12 protein-coding genes are annotated in these 16,538 nt (G+C 63.9%); 4 read left to right on the plus strand and 8 right to left on the minus strand.

The window, feature by feature from the left end; translation table 11 throughout:
- Positions 1–209 precede the first annotated feature (209 nt).
- Entirely contained in the window at positions 210–1,469 is a 1,260-nt protein-coding gene (locus tag AC6I65_RS04335) for a glycosyltransferase family 2 protein (protein WP_497902836.1), read from the plus strand.
- Positions 1,466–2,545, plus strand: coding sequence for a DUF354 domain-containing protein (locus tag AC6I65_RS04340; protein WP_497902837.1), 1,080 nt, complete (start codon positions 1,466–1,468; stop codon positions 2,543–2,545). Before AC6I65_RS04335 ends, AC6I65_RS04340 begins: the two co-directional genes overlap by 4 nt.
- A gap of 76 nt (positions 2,546–2,621) precedes the next feature.
- On the opposite strand, the gene AC6I65_RS04345 is transcribed toward AC6I65_RS04340, so the two are convergent.
- From AC6I65_RS04345 to AC6I65_RS04380, 8 genes are all read right to left on the minus strand, one after another.
- Positions 2,622–3,800 carry a tyrosine-type recombinase/integrase gene (locus AC6I65_RS04345; RefSeq protein WP_497902838.1) on the minus strand — a complete coding sequence of 393 codons (1,179 nt, stop codon included), beginning with the start codon at positions 3,798–3,800 and terminating at the stop codon, positions 2,622–2,624.
- Between the two features lie 308 nt (positions 3,801–4,108).
- On the minus strand, positions 4,109–5,632 hold the full coding sequence (locus AC6I65_RS04350) for an MATE family efflux transporter (protein WP_497902839.1): 1,524 nt from the start codon (positions 5,630–5,632) through the stop codon (positions 4,109–4,111).
- 162 nt (positions 5,633–5,794) lie between these two features.
- Positions 5,795–6,100, minus strand: a complete 306-nt coding sequence (locus AC6I65_RS04355) for a MazG nucleotide pyrophosphohydrolase domain-containing protein (RefSeq protein ID WP_497902840.1) — start codon at positions 6,098–6,100, stop codon at positions 5,795–5,797.
- A 179-nt stretch (positions 6,101–6,279) separates the two neighbouring features.
- Positions 6,280–8,247, minus strand: coding sequence for a DUF7282 domain-containing protein (locus AC6I65_RS04360; RefSeq protein ID WP_497902841.1), 1,968 nt, complete (start codon positions 8,245–8,247; stop codon positions 6,280–6,282).
- Positions 8,248–8,424: 177 nt separating this feature from the next.
- Entirely contained in the window at positions 8,425–8,940 is a 516-nt protein-coding gene (locus AC6I65_RS04365; RefSeq protein ID WP_497902842.1) for a helix-turn-helix transcriptional regulator, read from the minus strand.
- A 226-nt stretch (positions 8,941–9,166) separates the two neighbouring features.
- Positions 9,167–9,526, minus strand: a complete 360-nt coding sequence (locus AC6I65_RS04370) for a hypothetical protein (protein WP_254159788.1) — start codon at positions 9,524–9,526, stop codon at positions 9,167–9,169.
- A gap of 259 nt (positions 9,527–9,785) precedes the next feature.
- Positions 9,786–10,796 carry an NAD-dependent epimerase/dehydratase family protein gene (locus AC6I65_RS04375; protein ID WP_497902843.1) on the minus strand — a complete coding sequence of 337 codons (1,011 nt, stop codon included), beginning with the start codon at positions 10,794–10,796 and terminating at the stop codon, positions 9,786–9,788.
- Positions 10,797–10,965: 169 nt separating this feature from the next.
- Positions 10,966–11,586: a non-canonical purine NTP pyrophosphatase gene (locus AC6I65_RS04380; RefSeq protein WP_497902844.1), complete on the minus strand. Its 621-nt coding sequence runs from the start codon at positions 11,584–11,586 to the stop codon at positions 10,966–10,968.
- 108 nt (positions 11,587–11,694) lie between these two features.
- On the opposite strand from AC6I65_RS04380, the gene AC6I65_RS04385 reads away from it, so the two are divergent.
- Positions 11,695–12,459: a VOC family protein gene (locus tag AC6I65_RS04385; protein ID WP_497902845.1), complete on the plus strand. Its 765-nt coding sequence runs from the start codon at positions 11,695–11,697 to the stop codon at positions 12,457–12,459.
- A 704-nt stretch (positions 12,460–13,163) separates the two neighbouring features.
- Complete coding sequence (locus AC6I65_RS04390) at positions 13,164–15,782, plus strand: DUF7827 domain-containing protein (RefSeq protein ID WP_497902846.1); 2,619 nt, start codon at positions 13,164–13,166, stop codon at positions 15,780–15,782.
- Positions 15,783–16,538: the final 756 nt, after the last annotated feature.

Genomic DNA, 16,538 nt, shown 5'->3' on the forward strand with positions numbered 1-16,538 from the left:
TCCGAGCGGCCACCGACGACGCTCGAGGCTCGCTGGAACGTCGATCACGATAGCTCGAGACTACAGCTCCCGCAAGCGTCGCATAACAATGGGCGAACGGACGAATCTCAGTCGTAGATGAGACGCACTTCTCTCCACGTACCGATACCGGCTCCCCGCGAGTTCGACGCTCGCCCTCCGAGTACGTCGCCTGCGCGGAGGTGAGCACCGTGTACCGAGCACACAGCGTCGGCGTCGTGGTGCCTGCCTACAACGAGGAGGGGTTCGTCGGCCGAGTGATCGAGACGATGCCCGCGTTCGTCGACCGGGTGTACGTCGTCGACGACCGTTCGACGGACGGCACCTGGGACGAGATCACGCGCTACGCCGAGCGGGCGACCCCGCAACTTGTGACGGACGGAAACGGTTCCTCGAGCGCCGTCCAGGCCTCGAGTGATGGAGGGGGGCGGGCCGATCGTTCTGACCAACCCGACCGGACGGCTCCCGACGGCGGCTCGAGCGTCGCCTCCAGCACCGATGCCGAGACGGATCGCCTCCCAGAGACGGACCTGAGCAGCATCGAGCGAGAACGCGAACTCGACCGCCCGATCGACGACCACGCACAGCGGTCCGAAGCCTCCCTCGAGACGTCCGACCGCTCGGGCCAGCGTGACGACGAGGCCAGCAAGGACGCCTCGACGACGGTCGTTCCCATCCGCCACGAGCGAAACCGCGGCGTCGGCGGCGCCATCAAGACCGGCTACCAGCGCGCCCTCGAGGACGGAATGGACGTCACCGCGGTCATGGCCGGCGATGCTCAGATGGACCCCGATCAGCTACACCGGCTGCTCGATCCGATCGTCGAGGGCCAGGCCGAATACGCCAAGGGCAACCGCCTCGCGGACCGCGACCACCGCGAGTCGATGTCGAACTGGCGGCTCTTCGGCAACGTCACCCTGACCGTCCTGACGAAGGTCGCCAGCGGCTACTGGGAGATGATGGACCCCCAGAACGGCTACACGGCCATCTCGAGGGGAGCGCTCGAGGCCGTCGACCTGGACGCCCTCTACGAGGAGTACGGCTTCGCGAACGACCTGCTCGTCGAACTCAATACGGCCGGCTACCGGATCGCGGACGTGTCGATGCCGGCGGTCTACGGCGACGAACGGAGTCACATCGAGTACCGGACCTTCGTACCACGGCTCTCGAAACTCCTCTTGACGGGCTTCCTGCGCCGACTCGGTCGACGGTACGTCGTCCGCGAGTTCCACCCGCTGGTGGTGCTCTACGGGCTCGGCGTCGCGGGTTGGTTGCTGGCGACCGCGGCGTTCGGGTGGGCGGCGGCCAATCGCGCCCGTGCCGAGACGCGGACCGGTCGAATCGGCTGGACCGTCCTCTACGCCTTCCTCGGGGCGATGTGTCTCGCGTTCGCGATGACGCTCGACCACGAGGCCAACGTTGGCACGGTGACGGTGGTGACCGAGGAATGAAGGCCGTCGTGACCATCCAGCACCCCGCCCACGTCCACTTCTACCGCCACGTCATCGACGAACTCGAGGCGCGGGACCACGAGGTGTTTGTCTTCGCCCGCGAGAACGACCTGGCCGTGCCGCTGCTCAACGCCTACGGAATCCCCCACGAGGTGCTGACGGGCCCCCAGGACTCGCTGTCGGAACTCGCGAAGGTGCAACTGGCCTACGAACTCCGCCTGCTCCGGCGAGTTCGGAAGATCGGTCCGGACGTGATGACTGCCATCGGCGGCGTCGCGGTCTCGCACGTCGCCCCGCTCGTCGGCGCCCGGAGCGTCGTCTTCGTCGACAACGAGGGGACGACCTCCCACCGGATCACGACCCCGTTCGCCCACGTGGTCGCCACCCCGCGTCACTACGACGAGGACTACGGCGCGAACCACGTCCGCTACGACGGCTTCCACGAACTCGCCTACCTCCACCCGGACTACTTCGAACCCGATCCGGATGCGCTGGTCGCCCACGGCGTCGACCCCGACGCCACGTACTTCGTCCTCCGGTTCCGCCGATGGGACGCGCTCCACGACGTCGGCGAGGGTGGCCTCTCGCTCGGGGGCAAGCGCCGCCTCGTCTCGATGCTCGAAGAGTACGGCGACGTCTACATCACGAGTACGGACCCGCTGCCGTCGGACCTCGAGGCCTACCAGCTGCCGGTGGCGCCGACGCTGATCCACGACCTGCTCTACTTCGCCGACTGCTACGCGGGCGACTCGGCGACGATGGCGACCGAGTCGGCACTGCTCGGGACGCCGACCGTCCGCATCCAGTCGTTCGCCGCCCGCGAGACGGACATGACCAACTTCGTCGAACTCGAGGAAACTTACGACCTGCTCCGGTCGACGCCCGACGAGGAGGAGGGACTCGAGCTGGTTCGGGAAATCGTCCAGGACCCCGAGACGAGGACGCGCTGGCGAGCGCGTCGGGAACGGCTGTTCGAGGACAAAATCGACGTCGCGGCGTACGTTACGGAACTGCTCTGTGAGCAGGGTGGGGCGGCGGTGGGGACGGTCGAACAGCGGGCCGTTTCGGCGGACTGACCTCGGGAACCGGATCTCGAGCCTCGAGCCTCGAACATCGGGCCACCGGGCGCTCGGGGTGCCCGCGTCGCCTCGATCAGGATTCGTCCGCGTCGACGTCTGTACCCGCGTTCGCGCCCGCGTCGACATCCACCTCCACGTCCACCAGATCGTCGACACCGCCGAGCCCCAGGTCGGGCCGATCCTCGACGACGGCGATCGATTGCTCCGACGACTGTTGGCGGAGGGCCGTCTCCACCGACGCTTGTTCGCCTGGATAGGTTCGCTCGCCCAGCCCCGTCCGCGCTCCCCGCGGGGTCAGGTAGTCCCCACCGACGTCGATCTCGGCGGCCGTACACAGCCGCTTCAGGATCGAACGCGCGCCCTCGGTGGTGATCGCCGGCGGCGCGATAGCGAACCGTCGCGAGAGTTCCGCGGACGTGTGCTTCTCACAGAGCGATTCGATCTCCTCGGTGTCGAACCCGCGTTCCTCGAGGACCGTTCGCACCCGCCGGGCGACCGAGGGGGCGTGACGGGTCGGGAACAGCGGCCACTCGTTCGAGGGCGGATCCTGGACGACGCGGTAGCGCCGAAGTGGCGTCCGCGCCGAGGCCGGCAACGGGACGTCCTCGAGGCGCTGTGATCGCCCCAGGACGCGGATCGTTCCCGAGTAGAAGTCGACGTCGGCCCAGGTTGCCCCGGTGCGGCGGTCGTCCTCGGGCACCCGGAAGAGTTCGGCACCGCGGACCCCGGAGTGAGCCAGCACGGCGACCATCGCGTACTCGCGCAGTCGGGCGAGGCGCTCGGATCTGGGGGCGTCCTCGGCCTCGAGCGACCGCTCGCGGACGAACGCCTCGAGCGCGTCGCGCTGCTCGCGGGTCCAGGATCGGTCGCTGGCGTCGGCGCCGTCGTCGACCGGGAGGGCTCCCTCGGCGGCGTCGGTCGCGGCCGGATTGGTCTCGAGGATGCCACCGCGGACGCACCAGGAGAGGAAGGCCCTGACGACGGCGAAGTAGGTGCCGGCCGTCGAGGCGGTGTAGTCGCCTCGGCGGGTTCTGTCGTCGAGTTCCTCGGCGTAGGCGCGCATGTGTTCGACGTCGAGGTCGAACAGCGAGGCGACGGCGTGTTCGCGCTCGAGCCACTCGGCCCACCGACGGAGGACGGACTCGGCGTTCGAGGCGTAGGTGCCGGCGCCGGGCCCGTCCGGGTTGCCGACGGCCTTGCGCTGGAGGTAGGCGTCGACGGCGTCGGCGACGCGAACGCGGACCTCGCTCACGTAGCGATCACCTCGCGTCGGTCGCCTTCGTCTGATCCGTCGCCGTCCTCACATTCCTCTGGTCGCTCGTATCGATCGCGTTCTTCCCGCTCGCCGGACACCACTCGCCCCTCGCGCTGGATGCGACGTCGAGCGCTCGAGAAACGACTTTGAAATAGTTGGACAGAGGACGCGACGATCGACGCGTCTCCCTCGACGCCACCCCTTGCCGAGCAGGACTCGACCGTCATTCTCGTCGCTTCCTACTCGAGCCTCGTACATCTGCGTTTCGGTCTCGAGAAACGGAAAGAAAGTTACCGCTTCGGCCGTCAGTCGTCCGCCGTTGGCGTCTCCGGGCGGTACGACCGGCTGATTCGCTTCCACTTCCCCGTCGAGAACCGGTAGTAGTTGACCGCCGCGGGGACGGTCGTTTCGGCGACGAACGCGAGGTACAGGCCCATCAGCCCGATCGCGGGTATCGAGATGCCGGGGACCGCAATCGTGGCGTCGACGAGGGGGACGGCGGCCTCGAGCGGCGGGAGCTCGAGGCCGTTCGCGCCGAGGTACGCGAGCGGAATCGCGAAGCCGAACATCCCGAGGAACTGGCTGTAGAACGGCCACCGGGTGTCGCCGCTGGCGTTGAGCGGGCCTGAGGCACCGCCGGACACGCCGCGAAGCACGACGGCCACGCAGGCGGCGTGGACGAGCGAGACGGCGATCGGAATCGCGGGATCCGTCGGATCGTTGCTGAACAGCAGCGTGATCTGCTCGGCGAAGACGAAGACCAGGAACGCAGAGACTGCGTAGACGGCGACGGCGAAGCGGATGATCTCGCGGCCGTACTGCTCGGCCGTCCCCTCGTCGCCGGTGCCGAGTACCTGCCCGACCAGACTCGAGGAGGCCAGCCCGAAGCCCCAGCCGGGAGTGTTCATGACGCCCCAGATGCGTCGGGCGATGACGTAGGCGGCGACGGTGTCCTCGCCGAAGACGTCGACGATGGCGAGCATGGGGAACTCGGCGAGGGTCCAGACGAGGTTGGTCCCGAACACGGGGAGGCCGATGGTGACCAGGTCCCGCAGCGTCGGGGTGTCCACGTAGCTCCCGACGGGATCGACGCGGACGGGAAATTCCCTCGTCCCGGGCAACCGACCAGCGGTCAGGCCGACCGCGAACACCGCGGTGACGACGACGTTCGAGAGGACGGTCCCGAGGGCGGCGCCGACGACGCCCAGGTCGAGGCCGAAGATCAACACGGCGTTGATCCCAATGTTGGCGACGGCGCCGCCGGCCCGGACGACCATCGGGGTCCAGGCGTCGTCCATGCCGACGAACACGCGGCTTCCGATGAGGTTGAGTCCCGCGAAGGGGATGCCGAGGGCGACGACCTGGAGGTAGTCGGATCCGTACCGAATCGCGTCCGGGTTGTCCGTGATCAGTCCGATGAATGACTCGGCGTACAGCCAGAAGGTGGCCGTAATCGGGAGCGAGACGACGACCACGAGGAAGACGCTCGAGCGAACGGCCTGTCCGAGCTGGTCGTAGGCCTCGGCGCCGTAGCGCTGGGAGACGAGCGCGATGGTGCCGCCGGCGACCCCGCCCCCCACCGAGAACGCGAGCCCCCAGAACGGGCCGGCGAATCCGACGCCGGCGATGGCCGACGAGCCGACCGCGATACCGACCATCGCGACGTCGACGGCGCTCTTCGACATGCGGGCGATGCCGGTGACGATGCGCGGCCACGCGAGGTCGGTCGTCCGCCGGGCCCGTTCGCGCTCGATCAGCCCCGCTCGAGCGAGGGCGAAGCCGATCCAGAGAATCAGCAATCGAAACGGGTTCGGGACGCGACGGACCACCGGAATCACGCGAGCCTAGAAGCCTCCGCTTAAAAGCACTTCCCGACGCGGCATGGTCGACCGGTTTCGAATCGAAACCATTTGTCACGGGTGGGGTTCGCACGCCCTCTCCTCGTTCGCGACCCTGGCTTCGACTTATCGCTCGTCTTGGCCGTCAGTTCCTCACGATCCAGAGTCCGGGCTCCCGCTCGTCTCGAGCCGTCGTTCGTACTTCGCGAGCGATTCCTCGAGAGCGTCTCCGGCATCGACGTCGACTTCGGTACAGAGTGCGAGCAGGGCGAAGAGTGCATCTCCGAGTTCGTCTCGAGCGATGGCGACGACCTCGGGGTCAGCCCCGTACGTCGTTGACTCGTTGATCTCCTTCGCCACCTCGCCGACCTCGGAGGCGAGGTCGAGGGCGCGATAGGCCGGATCCGTCTCGAGGTCGTGACGCTCGAGAAATGCCGTGACGTCGTCCTGGGCGTCCATGACTGGGACGTGAGGCGATCGATCGAAAAGAGCATCGGTTTCCTGTGACTACTCGAGCGAGTCGACTGGTTCACTCCGTCGGTCGTCCGTTCGGCACCTCGTCAGTTTCTCGAGCGGACGCACGTTCACGGGTCCGGTGACGGGCGACTGAAAAATAGCGATTCGACGTCCGGTCGTACTTAGACCGGTCCGATGACACCGATCGGGATACGGGAGTCCGTATCCGTGTCGTCGGTTTCGTTGTCGTCTGTTTCGTTGTCGTCGTAGTCGTCGGTCTCGTCAGTGTCGTTGTCGTCAGTGTCGGTTTCGTTATCGTCTGCATCGTCCTCGTCAGTCTCGGTGTCGTCGTCCATCTCGTCTTCCTCCGTCAGCTCGATGAAGGCGACCTCGCCGAACTCGTCGGTGAGGACCATATGGACGTACTCACCAGCCTCGACGCCGGTGGTGTCGACCTCGAACTCAACCGTATCGCTCTCGTCACCGTCGAGCGTCACCGATTGTGACTCGATGAGGTCGCCCTGGAGCCTGAATTCGACGTCCTGGGTGGCCTCCTCGTCGTTGGGATTGGTGACGGTCGCATTGACCGTGATGGTGTCACCGGCGGTGGCGTTCTCCGGTGCCTCGAGGCTTTCGATGGTGAACGATTCCATGTCGCCGTCGAGGCCGTCGTCAGTCTCGTTGTCATCGAGGCCATCATCAGTCTCGTTGTCATCGAGGCCATCATCAGTCTCGTTGTCGTCTAAGCCGTCGTCGGTCTCGTTGTCATCGAGGCCATCATCGTCGTCGAGACCGTCGTCTGTTTCGTTGTCATCGAGACCGTCATCATCGTCAGTCTCGTTATCGTCGTGGCCATCGTCATCATCGAGACCATCATCGTCAGTCTCGTTATCGTCGTGGCCATCGTCATCATCGAGACCATCATCGTCGGTCTCGTTGTCGTCGAGGCCGTCCTCGTCAGTCTCGTTGTCGTCGAGACCATCGTCGTCATCGAGGCCGTCCTCGTCGTCTAGGCCGTCATCGTCGGTCTCATTGTCGTCGAGGCCGTCATCGTCGTCAAGGCCGTCGTCGGTCTCGTTGTCGTCGAGACCATCGTCGTCAGTCTCGTTATCGTGGACGCCATCCATGTCGTCTTCACCGTCGACGACGGTTACGTTCTCTTCGTCACCCAGCATCTCCTCGAGCCGGTCGAGCGCCTCCTCGTCGTCGAGGACGAGGATGTAGACGTTCTCGATCGTGACTTCCTCGATCGTCACCGACGAGAAGTTCGCGTTGACGATCGTCACGCCGTCTTCGACGGCGTCAGCGTCGGACTCCATGACGGGAGCGTCGTCGCTGTCGTTGGTTGGTTCTTCGTCGGCGTGGTCTGCCGGTTCTTCGTCAGCGTCGTCGGCTGGTTCCTCGTCAGTGTCGTCGGCCGGTGGTTCGTCAGCGTCGTCGGTCTCGTTATCGACGCCGTCGTGCTCGTCGTCAGCGTCGTCGCCGTCATCCTCCTCGACGGGGCACTCAGACGGCTTCTCAGCTTCGGCGTCGTCGGTCTCGTTGTCCGCTTCCGAGTCCTCGACGTCGTCGGTCTCGTTAGCCGGCTCTTCTGCCGACTCGAGGGTCACCGCAGCCTCATCGGTCACCGGCTCACCGTCTTCGGTGAGGTAGGGACCGTCGTCTTCGCCCTCGGTCTCGACGAAGTCGTAGGTCTCGTTGTCGTTCGTATCGAGGTGGGGCATCGCGATCAGCGTCTCGCTCTCCTCGAGCGAGGAGTCGAGTTGGACCTCGACGTCTTCGTGCGTGCCCGCCTCGAGGTACTCGGAGGTTCCGAGGACGCTCTCGAGAGCGTTGCCGACGAGCAGTGAGCTATCGTGGATCGTCACGAAGCCGCCTTCCTCCATCGTCACCTCGTCGACGACGACGGAGGTCCCGTCGGTGGTCTGGTCGCTGAACGTCACGCTCGCGGACGGTTGTGCGGTCTCGTTGTCCGCTTCGCTAGTGTCGTTCTCTGTGTCGTTCGCTGTATCGTTCTCTGTGTCGTTCGCCTCGTCGTCCTGTATTGCCAGGCTCGCTCCTGATGCGGATGCCGCCCCCACCAGGGCAACACCACTCGTCAGCATCATAAGGGCGACGAGTACGACGACTACGTGTTTTCGTGTGCTCATGTCATCTCGTGCCGTAAAGGCGTTCGAAACTTGACGAAGGCGGGCATAAACCGGCCCAACGCTTTCGACGGGAAACGACAAACTGCTCCTTACCGTCGCCGTTCCAACCGGCGCCCGCGGCAGAAATGAGGCATTTCGTTGGGGTTTGCGTCGGACACCGCGTCGTGTACTCGATACCTACTGGGGATCGCGCGGCGGCTCGCTCGAGCGGCTCGCGGTGGGCTCGTTCCCCCGAATACACACGAGGTTCTCGCGACCGATCCGCAACTTCGTGATCTCGCCCTCGTCCTCAAGGTCGGCCAGCAGGCGACTCACCTTCGCCTTCGACCAGTCGACTGAGTCGACGATCGCCGACTGCTTCATCCGCCCGCCGTTTCGCTGGATCAGCGAGCACACCTGCTCGCGGTCGGTAAGCATCGACTCGCCCTCGGTTGAATCCCTCGAGTCCGCCTCGGCCCCGGCCTCGAGTCGCTTCCGGAGAACCAGGCCACCGCCCAGAAACGCCAGCGCCAGGATGCCGACGATCGCGGCCAGGTGAGACTCCTCGCCGCCCTGGGTCTGGGCCTGGAGGCGTGTCTGGAGCGCGAACACCTGTGCATGTGTCTGGGCACCGATACCGGTGATCGACCACTCGAGGATCGACCACTCGGCTGGGGCGGATACGACCGGGTTGGAGATGGTGGCTGGATTCATGCGACGAGTGTAAATCGGTTGAGACTGGTCGATACGCCGTTCTGTGGGGGTCTGTCAGCAATCATCGACACGTGGCGCTAAAGTAGTTTTTATAAGAGTACAAGTGATATTGTATTCGGCGACACTCAGGCGACTCGAGAGGTCGCCTCGAGGTCGCGTCCGGCGCGGGGAGAGCCGGCGTGTGACGTTCATCGAGGCTTCAACAATTCGATCCGACAGTCTCGGCTCAGACGCCCGGGACCCCCGCCGCGTCGAACGTCGTCACGCCGAGGAACGCGAGGATGTAGAGCACGATGAGCACGCTCAGCCAGGCCACGAGCGTGATCGCTGCCGCCTGAATCCAGCCGCCTGGATAGCGGGCATTGATCACCGTGAGGTACGCGATGAGGACGATCGCTGGGCCCAGGAGTGGGATCCAGCCGAGGAAGAACCCGACGACGCCCCAGACGATCGCCCCGATGAGAGCCGTGACCAGGGCGTAGGTGTAGTCCTCCGTGTCGACGATGACTCTGGCCCCGACGTAGATTCCGAGGGCTCCGATGAGCAAGCTCACGGCGAACACGATGATGCTGTCGATTGTAGCCATACCCAGGGAGTAGGGCCGCTCCATCGTTAGTTATCGGCGTCCTACACGCACGCGAGCGTGACTCCCAAGAAGCCGTGGCTGTCTCGAGTCTCTCACGTGGAGGCTTCGTCGGATTCCCGTCGCCGTACGTTGTAGCTTCCGTGACGATTACCGAGTCTGAAAGCGAATTCTGACCCAGATCGTGGACGGGGCCGTCCGACACATCCTGCGCGTCCTGTCCACTCTTCCTGTCCTGCGCGCACTTCACGTTCTACACGTCCTACGCATCCTGCCGGCTGCCGGCCGTCTCTCGCTCGCCACCGACCTCGTTCGTCGGTCGACCCGCTGCCCGCTGCGCCCCTCGAGAGTCCGTCCCCGCTTCGACGAGCCGCTCGAGCCCCGACTCGAGGTCGATTCGTGCCGCAAAGTCGAGCTCGTCGCTCGCTCGAGCCACGGACGCGACGCTGTGGCGGACGTCGCCCGGGCGGGGCTCGACGTGGACGATGTCCGAGTCCGAAGCGGTGACGTCTCGGATCGTCTCGGCGAGCGTCCGGATCGACGTCCGCGTACCCGTTCCGACGTTGTACGCCTTCCCGACCGCGTCGGTCGTCGCCGCCAGGAGGTTCGCCCGGACGACGTCCGAGACGTGTACGAAGTCGCGCGTCTGCTCGCCGTCGCCCTCGATGGTGATCGGCTCGCCGGCGCGAGCCTGCTCGAGGAACGTCGCGATCACGCCGCTGTAGGGACCCTGCTGGCGAGGGCCGTAGGCGTTGAAGTATCGCAGGGCTACCGTCTCGAGGCCATATAACTGGTTGTACGCGCGTGCGTAGTGATCGAGGGCGAGCTTCTGGATCCCGTACGGCGAGGTCGGACGCAGGGAGTCCGTCTCCGCGACCGGAACGCTTTCGGGGTGGCCGTAGATCGCCGCGCTCGAGGCCAGGACGACCCGGGCGTCCTCGAGGCGGGCCTGCTCGAGCACGCCCAGGGTTCCCTCGAGGTTGACGTCGTTCGTATGCCGGGGGTCGTCGACGCTCTCGGTGACGCTAACGATGGCGCCCTCGTGAAAGATGACGTCGACGCCGCGAGCCGCGCGCTGGAGGGCGATCGGATCGCGGAGGTCGCCCTCGATCACGGTCGCGTCGTCGTGGACGTGCTCGCGCGTCCCGTTGACGAAGTTGTCGAGGACGCGAACCTCCGCGTGGGGAGCCAGCGCGTCGACGAGGTGGCTGCCGATGAAGCCGGCGCCACCGGTGACGAGGACGCGGCGGTCGGCGAGTGGGTGTTGCTCCATCGGGGAGGCCAACCAGTCGCCCGCGGTTTAGTATAGGTGGCGTACCCCGTCGTATTCGATTCCTACGGGTGTCGGGGTACTCGAGTCGTTCGCGTCGTCCGAGTCGTTCGCACCGTCTAATTCATTCACGTCGCTCGAGCCAGTTCGTCACTCGAGCGGGTTCCGAGGACTACCGATCCGCGTACCAGTCGGTGAACGCGGCCAGCGCACGCCCGCGATGGGAGATGGAATTCTTCTCCGCGGCCATCATCTCCGCGAACGTCTGCCCGTTGTACTCGAAGATCGGATCGTAGCCAAAGCCCGCCTCGCCCCGCGGGGCGACGATGGTTCCCGCGACCGACCCCTCGAAGGTCTCGACGCCCTCGGCGTCGGCGTAGGCCATGACCGTGCGGAAGTGTGCGCGACGATTGGATTCGTCCTCGGCCTCGAGCAGTCGCCAGACGCGTTCGACGCCGACGGTCGTCTCGACGTAGGCCGAGTATGGCCCCGGGAAACCGCCGAGGGCGTCGACGAAGAGGCCGGTGTCGTCGACGAGGACGCCGTCGATGTCGGCTTTCTCGGTCGCCAGCTCGTCGTCTCCCGCTAGCTCGCCGTCGCCCGCTAGCGCGTCGCCAGTTGTCATCGCGTCGTAGGTCTCCCGAGCGCCCGTCGCAGCGATCTCGCCCAGGTCGTCGCTCTGGATCTCGGTGTAGTCGTACTCGATCTGCTCGAGGACCGCCTGCCCGTCGAGGTACTCGCGGGCCTCCTCGAGTTTGCCTGCGTTGCCGGTGGCGAAATAGAGTGTGTCCATACGCGTGGGCGCGCACGGGAGCGGGAAAGCGCCGTCGATTTCTCCTCTTCTCTCCCCCCGGTCGCCGCCTCCGCTAGCCTTTTCCTCCCGGCGGCCGAGTTTCTGGGCATGGACGCTACGCTCGATCACGTCATGCTGCGCGTCGAGGACCTCGAGGAGAGCCTGGAGTGGTACGGCACCCACTTCGACTACGAGGAGAAGGGACGCTGGGAGGCCGACACCTTCACCAACGTCTACCTCGGTCCCGAGGACGACCACGAGGATGGCGCGGTCCTCGAGTTGACGTACAACCACGACGATCGGAGCTACGAGGTGGGCGACGCCTGGGGACACATCGCCGTCCGGGTTCCCGAGGACGAACTCGAGTCGAGCTACCAGCAGCTGATGGACGAGGGCGTCGAGGACTACCGCGATCCTGAGTCCTGCGGGAACCGCTACGCGTTCGTCAAGGACCCCGACGGTCACGAGATCGAGATTGTCAAGCGCGACTACGGGGCGAAGTGGAGCCTCGACCACACGATGATCCGCGTCGAGGACGCCGACGAGGCACTTGGCTACTGGACGCGGAAGTTCGAGTACGACGAGATCAGTCGCTGGGAGTCGGACACCTTCGCGAACTACTTCGTCCAGCGGGAGGGGGCCGCCCCGGAGGAGATGACCGTCGAACTGACCTACAACTACGACGGTCGGAGCTACGAACTGGGCGACGCCTGGGGTCACCTCGCGGTCTCCGTGGACGACCTGAACGAGGCCTGGGACCAGTTGCTCGAGCGCGAAAGCGAAGACTACCGCGATCCGGAGTCGTGTGACGACCGCTACGCGTTCACGAAGGATCAGGACGGCCACGAGATCGAGATTGTGACTCGAGACTGAGTTTTCGAGAGCGATCGACAGTCACGAACGCTCTTTTGCGCTTCCACGGTATCGAATCTTCTCGCTGATCGATGGTGTAGTGTCACAGCTTCGTCTGGCTCGAGTAGTTTGGGAACTTCGAGTGGTTTGAGCAACTCGAGCAGCTCGAGCGGTGCGCCCCTCGAGAGCCGGTCTCGGGTGATCACGCTGTGCACGACTCGTTTCGAGCCAGCCAAATCGTCGTCACGTCGTCATCACGTTCGCCACCACTCCCGTGACTGGTTGGATCGTTGAAGCGGTAATCCGGTCTTACGATCACTCGAATACTCCATCCTCTCGGCAATCCTGGACACTCACTCCCGGCAGATAGTTCGGTCTGATCACCAGTGCTGGAGTCAATCCTGAGCCAAACCGTGACCCTCACTACTCCGTGACAGTTACTGGCCTTTATATGTATTCTCGAGTTGTACGTCGACCGTGTTCGGCGCTAATACCGGGCTGAACGGGGTCTGAGGGGGATTGTGCAGGGTTGGCACACCTCGAGACCACCACAAAGCATTTATAACAATGGCTCTTCGGTATCTAATACCCCTACCCAGGGTGACAGTAGTAAGTATGGCCTCACGCACGGTAATGTGCGATTGGCAGGAACGATACTGTTGCCGTAACAGAATACAACGATAACAATGACAGGCAATTATAAGGATAAATTCAGCGCAGTCGTCATGGCTACGCTGATGGTCCTCTCTGTGGTCGCGATCGGTGGCGCTGCCCTCGCGGGTTCCGCCGCTGCGTCGAACCACAGCGACCTTTCGGTCGAACAGGGACCTGTATCCTATGAGGATTCAAACGGTAACGCATTGATTGAGATCGTCTTCGACGGATCTCCAAGCGAATTTACAGCTGATGAGATCGCCATTACGGACCGTAATGGAGATGACGTCCCCGTGGAAGATGCCGATCTCACTGCCACCGACAACCGGCTCGAAATCGCACTGAGCGAGGCACTCGCGCCTGGCGCAACTCTCGAGCTCTTCGGTGAAGACGAGTACGACATCGAGTCGACTACCGTGACGATGGCCAACGACGATCAGCCTGAGGCCTATGTCGGCGAAAACGTCGCAATTGTCAACGATGACCTTGCTGGCGACACCGTCGAAATCGAGGCTCCTGATGGCACCATCACGCGTGGTCTCGGAGCCGACAGTCACGTTCGGACGCTGGACACCAGCGGCTACGAAGCCGGTGACCAGATCAACGTCACGTTCGAAGAGGATGGTCAGACTTCCACTCTGACTCTCGATGACCTCGGTCTAGAGATCGGGGATGTCTCAGAGTCCTACTATGACAGTGACACTATTGAAGTGTCCGCGGAAGCAGACAATATCGGTCTGGATGTCGAGTTCGAACTTCTTAACAGCGACGGAGAAGCCGTTGCTACTTCCGAAGTCAAATCACTCGACTCCGAAGGTCAAGCATCCGCTGAGTTCGACCTGAGCACGATTGAGAACCTCGAGACGGGTGACTACACGGTCCGCGTCTCCGAGATTGACAGTGGTATCTCCGACGAGACTGACTCGTTCTCGGTCGAAGAAGCCGACGCTAACGTCGCCTTCGACTCGAGCACCTACCAGGCTGTCTCTGGTGACGTCGGCGAAATCACCATTCAGTTCGAGGAAGGTGCTGAGCAAGCGACCTTCAACCTCGTCGAAGAAGACGAGAACTACGAAGCGAACGTGACGGTTGAGGACGGAAACGGTGACGGCGAAGTGACCGTTCTGTTCAACACCTACCAAGCAGGCCACAATGGTGACACCTTCACTGCGGAGGATGACGATGACAGCGTCACCATTAAAGACGAGAACAGCGAACTGGGCAACGCTCACTTGCTGCCCGCTGACTTCGACCTGGAACTGTTCCAGGGCGACTCCGTCGACACCGGTAACGAAGTTGACGCAGCAGTTCTCCTGCTCGAGGCCCGCTCGACTGGCGACATCTCGACGTACGTGGCCCCCGAGGACACGGCCGTCGATGCTGACATCGAAGACGTGATCGCTGACATGACCGAAAGCTCGACGCTCGCCGAAGACGACGTCTTCGTGACGCAAGTCGAAGCCAACGGTCTGTACGGCTACATGCTCAACAGTGATGGTGAGTTGGTTGGAGACGGTCTGGCGCTCAACTTCACTGACACGGAAGACCCACGCTACGGTGACGCCGACAACATCGAAGTCAACGACCTCATTGACGCTGACAACGCTCAGATCGTCACTGACGCCGAGAACGAGACGTTCTACGTCGTCGCTGACCTCTCCAGCTACGAAGGCGCTAATGACGAAAGCGTTGACGCTGGCGAAACCTGGGAGGTCTCCTTCTCCGTCAACAGTGACAACCCGTACGTCACTGCTGACGAAGACGAAGAAGTCTCCAGTGAGTTCAACGTTGAAGAACGCACGCTCGAGTTCGAGAACGTCAACGACGACGACGTTGTCGAAATCGGCAACAGTGCAGAATCCGAAGTCGCCACATCGACCAACGTCGCCCCAGGTACGGAAGTTGACTTCCGCCTGCGCTTCGCGACCTCGGTCATGACCGAGACGGCCGAAGTCGGTGACGACCACCGCGCCGTCGCGACGTTCGACCTCAGCGACCGCGAGGTTGGTGAGGAACTCGATACCGTCCGCGCAACCGGCGCTGTCAACGAACAGGCCGAGCACGCAGGCGTGATCGTCGAAGCCGAAGACGACTCTGACGATTCCCTCGAGAACTGGAAGGCTACCGCGAACCTCCCCGAGGACGCTGTCGAAGGTGACACCCTCGAGTTCTCCGTTGACCTCGAAAACAACGGCGACGAGGAGGCCACGACTACCGTTCAGCTCGTCTTCGACGGGAAGAACGTGATCGACGCGGAAGAGACCGTCGGCGCTGGCGAATCCGTGACGCTCGAAGGCACGGACAGCAAGGCCACCGCTGATGACTACGAGTGGTCGCTCGTCGTTGGTGACACGGTCATCGACGAGGGCACCCTCACGGTCGAAGAAGGTGAAGACACCGACGGTAACGACACCGACGGTGACGACACTGACGGTGACGACACTGACGGCGACGACACTGACGGTGACGACACTGACGGTGACGACACTGACGGTGACGACACTGACGGTGACGACACTGACGGTGACGACACTGACGGTGACGACACCGACGGTGACGACACTGACGGTGACGACACCGAAGACGACGATGACGACGAAGGCGATGACGGTTCGCCCGGCTTCGGCGTCGCTGTCGCTCTCGTCGCACTCCTCGGCGCTGCGATGCTGGCACTCCGCCGCCAGGACTAAGCAGCTGAACTAACCGGAGCAGTTCCGGTCCCGCGGTTTTCATTTTATCGAACGCTACACCGATCAGCGACGGCGTTCCGTCCACCCTCGCTCAGAACCAATCGAGGCGACGATCGATTCCACTACCGTGAACGTAGCCGACCGCTCGAGCACTCGCGTTCCACGTCCACGAAAAGTCCCCACGACTGGACGGCCGTCCTGGCGGTCCGTCGACAGCTACCACGGCATTCGATTCACGGTCACAGTCCATGCCAGTTCGTGCGTCGTCCCTCTCTACTCACTTGTGTCCCGCTGGCGGCTATTGCATCGTCACCGACGCCGACGACTGCCGACGTAAGGACCTGCCTTCGGTGATCGTCGCTGCCGGTCGTCAGAGTTGACGGCGGGGCCGTCCAGTTCTCACGGAAACGTCCGGTGCCACACGGCCAACCCCGTGCTGTCCTGGAATCGTCATCGTGGACGGCGCTACTCGAGAGATGATAGGCAACACTACTGGTGGTGAAAGCGGGCCGTCCAAAAGCGCATCGGACCGTCCACGAACTACACCAAAACGTTCCTCGGGCTCACCTCGTCGCGAACAGCATCGTTTCTGTGAGATCGTGCAGGTTTCCTTCGTGGGCCGATCGATGGCTACGCCCGGCGCTCGACACACACCACACCCAATCGTGGCGACTGCGACCCGGACCCGACGCTGCGCTTCGTCTCGTCACGATTGAGTGGTGGCCACCGCCTCCGCTCGGTCAACCAGTCGCCAGC

It is taken from the genome of Natronosalvus sp. KLKA75 (genome assembly GCF_059736265.1).

Coding starts and splice junctions, on each gene's coding strand:
- AC6I65_RS04370 (WP_254159788.1), bottom strand. CDS start 9,526: ATGGCTACAATCGACAGCATCATCGTGTTCGCCGTGAGCTTGCTCATC.
- AC6I65_RS04355 (WP_497902840.1), bottom strand. CDS start 6,100: ATGGACGCCCAGGACGACGTCACGGCATTTCTCGAGCGTCACGACCTC.
- AC6I65_RS04390 (WP_497902846.1), top strand. CDS start 13,164: ATGGCTACGCTGATGGTCCTCTCTGTGGTCGCGATCGGTGGCGCTGCC.
- AC6I65_RS04340 (WP_497902837.1), top strand. CDS start 1,466: ATGAAGGCCGTCGTGACCATCCAGCACCCCGCCCACGTCCACTTCTAC.
- AC6I65_RS04380 (WP_497902844.1), bottom strand. CDS start 11,586: ATGGACACACTCTATTTCGCCACCGGCAACGCAGGCAAACTCGAGGAG.
- AC6I65_RS04385 (WP_497902845.1), top strand. CDS start 11,695: ATGGACGCTACGCTCGATCACGTCATGCTGCGCGTCGAGGACCTCGAG.
- AC6I65_RS04365 (WP_497902842.1), bottom strand. CDS start 8,940: ATGAATCCAGCCACCATCTCCAACCCGGTCGTATCCGCCCCAGCCGAG.
- AC6I65_RS04360 (WP_497902841.1), bottom strand. CDS start 8,247: ATGAGCACACGAAAACACGTAGTCGTCGTACTCGTCGCCCTTATGATG.
- AC6I65_RS04375 (WP_497902843.1), bottom strand. CDS start 10,796: ATGGAGCAACACCCACTCGCCGACCGCCGCGTCCTCGTCACCGGTGGC.